General features: G+C 58.6%; 5 protein-coding genes, 1 tRNA gene and 2 rRNA genes (1 of these 8 cut by a window edge). 2 read left to right on the forward strand and 6 right to left on the reverse strand.

What is annotated here, in order from left to right; all coding sequences use genetic code 11:
- Positions 1-184: 184 nt before the first annotated feature.
- Positions 185-1,381 carry an efflux RND transporter periplasmic adaptor subunit gene (locus NL154_RS18990; protein WP_221123659.1) on the forward strand — a complete coding sequence of 399 codons (1,197 nt, stop codon included), beginning with the start codon at positions 185-187 and terminating at the stop codon, positions 1,379-1,381.
- A gap of 41 nt (positions 1,382-1,422) precedes the next feature.
- Positions 1,423-4,605 carry an efflux RND transporter permease subunit gene (locus NL154_RS18995; RefSeq protein ID WP_434733195.1) on the forward strand — a complete coding sequence of 1,061 codons (3,183 nt, stop codon included), beginning with the start codon at positions 1,423-1,425 and terminating at the stop codon, positions 4,603-4,605.
- A 13-nt stretch (positions 4,606-4,618) separates the two neighbouring features.
- Here NL154_RS18995 and NL154_RS19000 read toward each other — a convergent pair whose 3' ends face one another.
- The 6 genes from NL154_RS19000 to NL154_RS19025 all read right to left on the reverse strand — a co-directional run.
- Entirely contained in the window at positions 4,619-4,948 is a 330-nt protein-coding gene (locus NL154_RS19000; RefSeq protein WP_210629704.1) for a hypothetical protein, read from the reverse strand.
- Positions 4,945-5,733, reverse strand: coding sequence for a DUF2092 domain-containing protein (locus tag NL154_RS19005; protein ID WP_434733196.1), 789 nt, complete (start codon positions 5,731-5,733; stop codon positions 4,945-4,947). The genes NL154_RS19000 and NL154_RS19005 overlap by 4 nt, the downstream gene beginning before the upstream one ends.
- Before the next feature lie 201 nt (positions 5,734-5,934).
- Positions 5,935-6,696: a cysteine rich repeat-containing protein gene (locus NL154_RS19010; RefSeq protein ID WP_434733197.1), complete on the reverse strand. Its 762-nt coding sequence runs from the start codon at positions 6,694-6,696 to the stop codon at positions 5,935-5,937.
- Positions 6,697-7,095: 399 nt separating this feature from the next.
- A tRNA-Met gene (locus tag NL154_RS19015) sits at positions 7,096-7,172 on the reverse strand.
- A 225-nt stretch (positions 7,173-7,397) separates the two neighbouring features.
- Positions 7,398-7,512 (reverse strand): 5S ribosomal RNA (gene rrf / locus NL154_RS19020).
- A 217-nt stretch (positions 7,513-7,729) separates the two neighbouring features.
- Positions 7,730-10,287: ribosomal RNA gene (locus NL154_RS19025) — 23S ribosomal RNA — on the reverse strand; it runs 321 nt beyond the window's last position.

Consider the following 10,287-nt stretch of genomic DNA (forward strand, 5'->3'; position numbering starts at 1 on the left):
TGGCAGACCTTCACACTGCTCCTTCGACACTGCGAAGCAGTTCAATTGTGCATCAAGGACTATTGCAATTTTTAGCAATGCCGCGACATAATATCGCATGCCTTGAAACCTTCGGCAGGCCGGTGGGGGCCGCCGTCGAGGCACGCAGCGAAAACTGGGCTCTTGACATGTCGAGGCGGCGGCAATGCGTGGGGGATTGCATCAGGGTCTGCGATTTTTTCTGACACTTGCCGGCTTGGCGCTTTTCGTCGGCTGTGAGGAAAGCGGGAACACTTATGTTCCTCCTCCACCTGCCGTGGTTCGGGTCGCACAGCCCGTCCAGCAACCGGTCACGCTTTATTTCGAGCTCACCGGCAATACGGCGCCGCTCAACGCCGTCGATATCGAGGCGCGTGTCCAGGGCTATATCCAATCCATCGATTACCAGGACGGCATGATGGTGAAGAAGGGTACCAAGCTTTTCGGCATCGAACGCGACACTTATCAGGCGCAACTGGATCAGGCGAAGGCGTCACTCGCCTCACAACAAGCCTCGCAGGTCGGCGCGAAGCTGGAATATGACCGTCAGCTCAATCTGTCGAAGCAACAGGTCACCACCCAGACCGCGGTCGACAGTGCCAAGGCAACTCTCGACGAGGCGAATGCCGCCATTCTCAACGCCCAGGCCAATGTCGATCTGGCGACGATCAACCTCGGCTACACGGAGGTGCTCGCTCCCTTCGATGGCATCGTCACCGATCACCTCGTCGACATCGGCACGCTGGTCGGCGTGTCCGGCCCCACCAAACTCGCCAGCATCGTCCAGACCGATCCGCTTTATGCCTATTTCAACGTCAGCGAAACGCAGGTGTTGATGATCAAGGAAACCCTGGCAAAGCAAGGACATACTTTCAGGCAGACGGACCTTCCAAGCATCCCCGCGGAGATCGGTCTGCAGACCGAGGAAGGCTATCCGCACAAGGGACATCTCGACTACGTGTCGCCTCAACTCGATGCCTCCACAGGCACGCTTCAGGTGCGCGCGCTGTTCGACAACAAGGACCACGCCATGCTGCCCGGCCTCTTCGTCAGAGTTCGGGTGCCGGTCGGCCACGATGACAAGGCTCTACTGGTGCGCGACGACACGATCGGAACGAACCAGCTTGGCACCTACGTACTGGTTCTCGGGAAGGACGATGTCATCGAGCAGAAGCAGGTCAAGATCGGGCAGCGTGAGGGCGCGCTCCGGGTCATCCAATCCGGCCTCGATCCGGCTGACTGGGTGGTGACCCAGGGAGTTCAACTGGCCATACCCGGCAGCAAGGTCAGCCCCGAGAAGATGGAAATGAACCCGACGGCCAACGCCGCTGGCGATGCCAAGGCCGACACCACCACGCAATGAATTCGCCGTCACGCTTCATCTGAACGTCTGAGGACAACAGCATGATCTCGCGTTTTTTCATCGAGCGTCCGGTGCTTGCCAACGTGCTGGCATTGGTGTTCGTTTTGGTCGGCGCGGTTGCCCTGTTCCAGCTGCCAGTGGCGCAGTATCCAAATGTCGTCCCGCCGACGGTGCAGGTGACGACCCGCTTTCCCGGCGCCAGCGCACAGACCCTCGTCGACACCGTGGCGCTGCCGATCGAGCTGCAGGTCAACGGCGTGCAGGACATGCTGTACATGCAGTCGACCAGCGCCAGCGACGGCACCTATTCGCTGATCGTGACCTTTGCCATCGGAACGGATCCGGATCAGGCGCAGGTTCTGGTGCAGAACCGGGTCGCGATCGCAATGTCATCGCTTCCCGAAGCGGTGCAGCTTCAAGGCGTGACGACGCAGAAGAAATCGACCGCCATCCTCGGCTTCGTCAGCCTGGCCTCGCCCGACAGCCGCTATGACAGCCTGTTCCTGTCGAATTACGCCGTCATCAATCTGCAGAACGAACTCGCCCGCCTGCCTGGCGTCGGCAACGTGACGGTGTTCGGCGCCGGCCAATATGCCATGCGGATCTGGATGGATCCGAACCTGCTGCAGGCACGCGGCCTGACGCCGCAGGATGTCGTCAATGTCGTGCAGCAGCAGAGCCAGGAGGTCACCGCCGGCCAGATCGGCATTCCGCCGGTGCCGAAAGGGCAGGTCTTCCAATACACGCTGAATGTCAACGGCCGGCTGAACGAAGCGGCCGACTACGAGAACATCGTCGTCAAGGTCGAAAGCGGACAGGGCGGCCGCATCACGCGTGTGCGCGATATCGGCCGCGTCGAACTCGGCGCCCAGACCTACAGCCAGTCCTTCACGCAAAACGGCCGGCCGGCGGCCGGCATCGGCATTTTCCAGCTGCCGGAAGCCAACGCCATTGCCGTGGAGCAGGCGGTGAATGCGAAGATGGCGGAACTCTCGAAGAATTTCCCGCCGGGCCTCGAATATCATCTGCCGTTCGATACGACGAAATTCGTCAAGGCCTCCATCGACGAGGTTTACGTCACCTTGATCGAGGCGGGCGTGCTCGTTCTCATCGTCATTCTGGTTTTCCTGCAGGATTGGCGGGCCATGCTCGTGCCGGCGACCACCGTTCCCGTCACCATCATCGGCGCCTTCGCGGCCATGGCGGCCTTGGGCTTCACGGTCAATCTGTCGACGCTGTTTGCCATCGTTCTGGCGATCGGCATCGTCGTCGATGATGCCATCGTCATCGTCGAAGGTGTCGCCCGGCACATCGAGGCCGGCATGTCGGGCCGCAAGGCGGCAGAGAAAGCGATGGAGGAGTTGCTCGGCCCCGTCATCGGCATCACGCTGGTGCTGATGGCCGTTTTCATTCCGGCCGCCTTCCTGCCCGGCCTGACCGGGCAGCTCTATCGGCAGTTCGCGCTGGTCATCGCCGCCACCGCATTGATCAGCGCCGTCAATGCCGTGACGCTGAAACCGACGCAATGCGCTCTTTGGCTGCGAGCACCGGTGCCGCCCGAGAAACGCAACGTCTTCTATCGCGGCTTCAATCGGGGCTATGACTGGGGCGAACGCCACTATGCCGGATTGGTCGGAGCGATGACCCGTCACAGCGGCATCATGGCGATCGCAGCACTCGTGCTGATCGGCGTCGCCGTCTGGGGGCTCACGCGCCTGCCGACGGCATTCCTGCCGATCGAGGATCAGGGCTATGTGCTGATCAGTGCGCAATTGCCCGATGGCGCCTCGAAAGAGCGGACCGATGCCGTCATGGAAGAGGTCGGCAAGATCGCCGAGGCCGCCCCTGGCGTCGATCAGGTGCTGACCATCAGCGGCCTTTCGGTTCTCGACAACAGTGCCAGCCTGCAGAATGCCGGCGTCGCCTATGTCATTCTCAAGGATTGGGACGAGCGCGGCAAGGAGAAAGGGCAGGACCTGCTGTCGATCTATCAGCATCTGAACGACGCGCTGCAGCATGTGCTGACCGCCAAAACGCTGGTGGTCGTACCGCCTCCGATACAGGGCATCGGCAATGCCAACGGCTTTACCATGCAGGTCGAACTCCGCAACGGCGTCTCCGACTATCCGCTGCTGCAATCGCTTGCCGATACGATCGTGAAGAACGGCAATGCCCAGTCATCGCTGCAAAGGCTGAGCACGCCGTTTCGCTCGAACGTGCCGCAGCTTGCGGTCTCCGTCGATCGCATCAAGGCGGAGACGCTGGGAATTACCGTGGGGCAGGTTTTCTCGGCACTCTCCGGCTATGTCGGATCGAGCTATGTCACCCAGTTCAACAAATTCGGCCGCACCTTCCAGGTCTATGCGCAAGCCGCCTCCGATTTCCGCGTCAGCCCCGACGATATCCGCAATCTGAAGGTCAAGGCCGGCGACGGGACGATGGTGCCGCTCGGCACGGTGATCGATGTCACGACGACAGAAGGCCCCTCGCTGATCAGCCTCTACAATCTTTATCCCACCGCCACCATCGTCGGCGGACCGGCCGCCGGCTTCAGTTCCGGCCAGTCGCTCGAGGTCATGGAGCAGATCGCCGACCATACATTGCCGCCCGGAGCCGGCTTCGAATGGACCGCGCTCTCCTATCAGGAAAAAGCCGTGGGCGGGCAGATCTACTTCATCTTCGCGCTCGCCATGCTGCTCGTCTATTTCGTGCTCGCCGGCCAATATGAAAGCTGGATCCTGCCGCTGGCAGTCATACTTGCCGTGCCGCTCGCCCTGCTCGGCACGGTGGCGGCACTGACGGCAGCAGGCGTGGCCAACAATCTCTATACCCAGATCGGCCTGATCCTGCTGATTGCGCTGGCGGCCAAGAATGCCATCCTCATCGTCGAATATGCGCGTGAAAAACGGGCGGAAGGCATGGAAATCCTGGAAGCGGCCGTCGAGGCCGCCCGGCTGCGTTTCCGGCCGATCCTGATGACGTCCTTCGCCTTTATCCTCGGTGTCCTGCCGCTTGTGCTGGCGACGGGCGCCGGCGCATCGGCCCGCAAGTCGATCGGAATATCGGTCTTCAGCGGCATGATCGCTTCGACCTGCCTCGCCATCCTCTTCGTTCCTTCCTTCTACGTGCTGCTCCAGCGCCTAGAGGAATATTGGAAACGACGTGGCGCGACCGTAAAGGCGGCCGCGCCCATGGCGGAGGCAGAGATATCGAATCTCGGGTAAAGCAATCGCAGCTTTATTGGACGATCACCTGTACATAAACGCTCCCGCTCTTGGCGTAATAGGACGACCCGCACCGATAATAATAGCCGCCATAATAGGCACCGTAGAGACAGCCTGCCGGAAGCACGGCGATGGTCGTCGCCGTCCGCGTCACGACCCGCCGCGTCGTTCTGCGGGCAACGCCCGCATAAGAGAGCGGCGTCAACGGCCTGCCGATGACGGCGCCCGCCGGCGTGGCAAACCCGATCGACAGCGCCATGGAACCTTGGCCCTCGACGCGAAGGTCGGTAAATGTCAGGACACCGGCCAAGCCGAGAATGAACAGCAGCTTGTTATAGGTCATTTCGCTTCTCCCGCATCGGCAGCCGCTGGAAGCTCATCGAGCGATTGCAGCTCGCTGAGATCGACCGTCTTGGCACTGCCGGGAATCTCGATGTTGTAGGAAACGGCCGCGACATCTGCTCCACTCTTGAAATCGCTGATTTCGAGCATGTATTGCGGCGCCTGGACGACGTGCTTGCTGGTGATGACGTAACGGCGCGGGATGGGCTGCGCGCCGGTCTGTATCCAGATCTGCCAGTCGATCTCAGGCGTTCGGAAGGCCAGATATTCGCATTCGACGCCATCCACGAAAGCACTGGAAATATGCTTGGCCTCCGTCACATCGGACATGAGCTCGCCGTAGACGTTGGAGGATAAAAGATCGGCGCCCGGCGCTTCGACACCCGCTGTCATCAGGCGGTCGATAAGATCATCGAGCGAACCCTTGCCATCGATCTTCGCATAGGCGTCGAGATTCTTGCCGTGTACCGTCAGCGACGAACCATCGAAACTGACGTCGATATCCGCGAAGCCGCCGGTCCTCGTCACGCGCAACTTATCGGGACGGGTCAGGTTCACGGTCCCCGAGCTCACGAACTGGAGCTTCTCAAAGGCAGGCGTCACCGCTTCGAGCGATGATTGATATGTAAAGGAGATCGTCCTCTGCGCCGTCAGAAAATCGGACATCTTCTTGAGCAGCTCTTTTGCATCATCCGCCCAAGCGCTCGTCGGCAGCACCAAACCGGCAGAAACCGACGCATAGATAAGCATCCGCTTCAATAGCGGAAAAGGGAAAGTCGATGACATGGCAATGCCTTTCGTTCGTGTCGTCATTGATTTCATCGAATTGCAGATGGCCGCTGATGGATATTCCGCAGCCGGACTTGAAATGTGAGAGATGCCATGCAGCCGGCAGGCAACGCGTGCTTGCCGGTCTTCGTGGGGTCGCGCACCGAATTCTCGCCGGGGCGCGACGACCTCTTTATGAGATCAAGCGTCGAACGGGCGCTACAATCCCGAAGTGAGCACGCGGTGGCACTCCGGCGATACGCGCTCTAGATTGTCGCGCAGGCAGGCGATGCCCCGCCCTCCGCCTAGAGGGACCATGCGGCACAAGGCGCGGAAGTCCGCGCCGCAGGTTTCCCGCAGGATCATCACTTCCTCTCGCGGCGAGAAGGCCGGCATCATTGCTCGTGGGGCCGGGGTGATCGCACCGGTGGCAGCCGCATCGTTGGTTGTCGGTGCCGCCGATCCCCCCAATGCGGCGACGGCTTGCTGACATGGCATCGATAGAGCGGCGTTATGTTGTTGCAGACAGCTGAGAGCCGCCGCACCTCCCGGAGTGACGCCGGAACATTGCGCCATGAAATCGCGCTGGCAGGCCGATTTGAGGGCATTCCGCTGCGCCTCAGTCGGCCGGTGCGGCGGCGCGCCGGTCGCTGGCGCCGGCGTTGGCTCCGCGGATGTCGATTTGGGTTTGACGTTCACCGCCGAAACCGCTTTCTGGCAGCCGGCTGAAAGTGTGGCGCTATGCTGCTGGAGGCAGGTGAGCGCCTCGATTCCTCCCGGCGTCACCCCCGAGCACTTCGCGATGAAATCGGAGCGGCACTCTGCCCTGATCGCGTCACGCTGTTCGTCGGTCGGCGCTTGCGAGGACGCAACCCCGGCTAAAAACAGCAGCGCGCAGAACGCGGGCAACGCGGAGATTGCCGATAGAATACGACGCCTCCCATGCGGAGACGTCAGTAGAGAAGATCCCCATTTTCGCATGATTCCCCCCTATAAATCTTATCTACTTCATGAAATCGAACTGCTCGCTGAATAGGATAATAGGCGCCGCCGGATGGACGGACGTTGCTTGCTACTACGAAAATATAAGGTGCGCCTGAACTAGGTATATTAGAATATTATCCTTTTAGCAACTATCTCGTCATCACTTGAAAATCGATGGCAACTTGGGGGACTACCGCTCCTGTCTCGCAGAAACGCAAAAAGCCCGCTATTTTGCGGGCTTTAGAGGATGGTATAGTGTCGGTTCGGAAGAATTATTCAGGAATTTTTCGTCCGGGCTGCGTCGGCTTTTCCTTCTTGCGGGCCGCAGATGAGGCGTCAAATTCTCGAGCTGTTACCAAACAAAAAGCCCGCACGAGGCGGGCTTTTTGGGAAGATTGGTTGCGGGGGCAGGATTTGAACCTGCGGCCTTCAGGTTATGAGCCTGACGAGCTACCGGGCTGCTCCACCCCGCGATATTTCATTCCGGACGTTGTGCCCGGGAGCGATGTCAGGCGTAGCCTGACGAGGTGAGGCCGTTTGGAGATCGATCCGGTGGATCGATCTTAGGCCGAACGGGCTGCTCCACCCCGCGGAACTATTATAACACGAAAGGCCGCTTGTGAGCGGCCCTTTGTTTCGGCCTTGGCCGTTTGGGTTTGTTCAGAGAAGATTTTTATCAACTGAGTTGCGTTTTGCAGACCTGGCAGCGACCTACTCTCCCGCGTCTTAAGACGAAGTACCATGGGCGCAGGGGCGTTTCACGGCCGTGTTCGGAAAGGGAACGGGTGCAGCCACCCCGCCATAACCACCAGGTCGGCAAAGCGCAACTTATTGATTTGAGAAGCTGGCAGGCGTTGGCCTGTTTTTTTGAACACGTCTTTTGGATCTCTTCCGGCTGCGGGTGCTTGTGGCACCCATACAGGCCAGAGGCCGTCGCCAATCGTTTGGCGGGCCGTCCGCAGCGCCCTTGGCGCGTCAGGACAAAGGTCAGGCATCATCAGCCTCTGGCTGATGAGCATGAACAATGAGAACGATCAAGCCGATCGAGCTATTAGTACCGGTAAGCTTCATGCGTTGCCGCACTTCCACACCCGGCCTATCAACGTGGTCGTCTTCCACGGCTCTGATAGGGAACACTCGTTTTCAGGTGGGTTTCCCGCTTAGATGCCTTCAGCGGTTATCCCGTCCATATATAGCTACCCTGCTATGCCCTTGGCAGGACAACAGGTCCACCAGAGATATGTCCATCCCGGTCCTCTCGTACTAGGGACAGATCCTGTCAATATTCCTACACCCACGGCAGATAGGGACCGAACTGTCTCACGACGTTCTGAACCCAGCTCACGTACCGCTTTAATTGGCGAACAGCCAAACCCTTGGGACCTGCTCCAGCCCCAGGATGCGATGAGCCGACATCGAGGTGCCAAACAACCCCGTCGATATGGACTCTTGGGGGTCATCAGCCTGTTATCCCCGGCGTACCTTTTATCCGTTGAGCGATGGCCCTTCCACGCGGGACCACCGGATCACTATGACCGACTTTCGTCTCTGCTCGACTTGTCAGTCTCGCAGTCAGGCGGGCTTATGCCATTGCACTCGACGACCGATTTCCGACCGGTCTGAGCCCACCATCGCGCGCCTCCGTTACTCTTTCGGAGGCGACCGCCCCAGTCAAACTACCCACCATACACTGTCCCGGACCCGGATGACGGGCCGCGGTTAGACATCCATGACGATAAGGGTGGTATTTCAAGGATGGCTCCACGGAAACTGGCGTCCCCGCTTCAAAGCCTACCACCTATCCTACACATGCCGACACGAATGCCAGTGTAAAGCTATAGTAAAGGTGCACGGGGTCTTTCCGTCTGACCGCAGGAACCCCGCATCTTCACGGGGAATTCAATTTCACTGAGTCTATGTTGGAGACAGCGGGGAAGTCGTTACGCCATTCGTGCAGGTCGGAACTTACCCGACAAGGAATTTCGCTACCTTAGGACCGTTATAGTTACGGCCGCCGTTTACTGGGGCTTCGATTCAAAGCTTGCACCTCTCCTCTTAACCTTCCAGCACCGGGCAGGCGTCAGACCCTATACGTCGTCTTGCGACTTCGCAGAGCCCTGTGTTTTTGATAAACAGTCGCTACCCCCTGGTCTGTGCCACCCCACAAGAGTTGCCTCATATGGGGTCACGCTTCTTCCGAAGTTACGCGTGCAATTTGCCGAGTTCCTTCAACATAGTTCTCTCAAGCGCCTTGGTATACTCTACCTGACCACCTGTGTCGGTTTCGGGTACGGTCTATACGGTGGAGCTATTTCCTGGAACCGCTCCGCTGCCCATCCAATCCAATTAGAATGAACAACTTGTGCAATCCGTCACTACCACCAGGCCCACGAATATTAACGTGGTTCCCATCGACTACGCGTGTCCGCCTCGTCTTAGGGGCCGGCTAACCCTGCTCAGATTAACTTTAAGCAGGAACCCTTGGTCTTTCGGCGAGAGGGTCTCTCACCCTCTTTATCGTTACTCATGTCAACATTCGCACTTCCGATACCTCCAGGAGCCCTCACGGGTCTCCCTTCATCAGCTTACGGAACGCTCCGCTACCACGTGTATTGCTACACATCCTCAGCTTCGGTGCATGGCTTCAGCCCCGTTACATTTTCGGCGCAAAGACCCTTATTTAGACCAGTGAGCTGTTACGCTTTCTTTAAATGATGGCTGCTTCTAAGCCAACATCCTGGTTGTTTTGGGATCCTCACATCCTTTCCCACTTAGCCATGACTTGGGGACCTTAGCTGGAGGTTAGGGTTGTTGCCCTTTTCACGACGGACGTTAGCACCCGCCGTGTGTCTGCCGAGTAGTACTCCCCGGTATTCGGAGTTTGGTTAGGATCAGTAAGACGGTGAGTCCCCATAGCCCATCCAGTGCTCTACCCCCGGGGGTATTCGCTCGACGCTCTACCTAAATAGATTTCGCGGAGAACCAGCTATTTCCGAGTTTGATTGGCCTTTCACCCCTAGCCACAAGTCATCCCAATCTATTGCAACAGATGCGGGTTCGGTCCTCCAGTTGGTGTTACCCAACCTTCAACCTGCTCATGGCTAGATCACTCGGTTTCGGGTCTAATGCAACAAACTATATCGCCCTGTTCAGACTCGCTTTCGCTGCGCCTACACCTACCGGCTTAAGCTTGCTTGTTACACTAAGTCGTTGACCCATTATACAAAAGGTACGCCGTCACCCTTGCGGGCTCCGACTGTTTGTAGGCATCCGGTTTCAGGTTCTATTTCACTCCCCTTGTCGGGGTGCTTTTCACCTTTCCCTCACGGTACTTGTTCGCTATCGGTCATGCACGAGTACTTAGGCTTGGAGAGTGGTCTCCCCATGTTCAGACAGGATTTCTCGTGTCCCGCCCTACTCTAGGACAATCATGATATCTACGCGTACGGGGCTGTCACCCACTACGGCCGCACTTTCCAGAGCGTTCCACTTTAATCACAATTGCCACTGGCCTGGTCCGCGTTCGCTCGCCACTACTTGCGGAGTCTCGGTTGATGTCCTTTCCTGCAGGTACTTAGATGTTTCAGT

This window comes from Rhizobium sp. YTUHZ044 (assembly GCF_051123975.1).
Classification (GTDB): Bacteria; Pseudomonadota; Alphaproteobacteria; order Rhizobiales; family Rhizobiaceae; genus Rhizobium.

Excerpts from the sequence above, each read along its gene's own strand:
- NL154_RS18990 (WP_221123659.1), top strand. The coding sequence starts at position 185 with ATGCGTGGGGGATTGCATCAGGGTCTGCGATTTTTTCTGACACTTGCC.
- NL154_RS18995 (WP_434733195.1), top strand. The coding sequence starts at position 1,423 with ATGATCTCGCGTTTTTTCATCGAGCGTCCGGTGCTTGCCAACGTGCTG.
- NL154_RS19000 (WP_210629704.1), bottom strand. The coding sequence starts at position 4,948 with ATGACCTATAACAAGCTGCTGTTCATTCTCGGCTTGGCCGGTGTCCTG.
- NL154_RS19005 (WP_434733196.1), bottom strand. The coding sequence starts at position 5,733 with ATGTCATCGACTTTCCCTTTTCCGCTATTGAAGCGGATGCTTATCTAT.
- NL154_RS19010 (WP_434733197.1), bottom strand. The coding sequence starts at position 6,696 with ATGCGAAAATGGGGATCTTCTCTACTGACGTCTCCGCATGGGAGGCGT.